This is a genomic window from Nonomuraea sp. H19, from assembly GCF_052068215.1.
In the GTDB taxonomy this organism is placed as follows: domain Bacteria; phylum Actinomycetota; class Actinomycetes; order Streptosporangiales; family Streptosporangiaceae; genus Nonomuraea.
The window spans coordinates 1-956 of sequence record NZ_JBQHCV010000134.1; the positions used below are offsets into that span (position 1 = coordinate 1).

Genomic DNA, 956 nt, shown 5'->3' on the forward strand with positions numbered 1-956 from the left:
TAGGTGGTCCGGGTGCCGTCGTCGTTCATGACCGTGACGTAGTCGGCCGAGACCTCCTCGACCACGCCCGCCTTCTCAGCGCTGATCATGTCCCCCGTGTCGGTGGCGGCACGGTATTCCATGCCGGTGCCGACCAGCGGCGCCTCGCTCTTGAGCAGCGGCACCGACTGGCGCATCATGTTCGCGCCCATCAACGCCCGGTTGGCGTCGTCGTGCTCCAGGAACGGGATCATCGCGGTGGCCACCGACACCATCTGACGCGGCGACACGTCGATGTAGTCGACCTCCTCCGCACGGGCCAGCTCGGTCTCACCACCTTTGGTACGGACCAGCACCCGAGCCTCGGCGAACGTGCCGTCGGCGTTGAGCACCGTGTTGGCCTGCGCCTTGACGTAGCGATCTTCCTCGTCAGCCGTCAAGTAGTCGATCTGCCCGGTCACCTTGCCGTCGACGACCTTGCGGTAAGGCGTCTCGACGAAGCCGAAGGCGTTGAGCCGCCCATAGGAGGCCAGCGAGCCGATCAGGCCGATGTTCGGGCCTTCAGGGGTCTCGATCGGGCACATCCGGCCGTAGTGGGACGGGTGCACGTCACGGACCTCGAAGCCGGCCCGCTCACGGGAGAGACCACCGGGACCCAGCGCGTTCAGGCGCCGCTTGTGCGTCAGGCCGGCCAGCGGGTTGGTGTGGTCCATGAACTGCGACAGCTGCGAGGTGCCGAAGAACTCCTTCATCGACGCCACGACCGGGCGGATGTTGATCAGGGTCTGCGGCGTGATCGCCTCGACGTCCTGCGTGGTCATCCGCTCGCGGACGACCCGCTCCATGCGGGCCAGGCCCAGCCGGACCTGGTTCTGGATCAGCTCGCCGACGCCGCGCACGCGGCGGTTGCCGAAGTGGTCGATGTCGTCGACCTCGACGATGACCTCGCGGTCATTGGCGCCCGGCATCGACTCCTC

1 pseudogene is annotated in these 956 nt (G+C 67.3%); it reads right to left on the reverse strand.

What is annotated here, in order from left to right:
- A pseudogene (locus tag ACTMTI_RS56920) lies at window positions 1-956 on the reverse strand (DNA-directed RNA polymerase subunit beta); the annotation flags it as partial.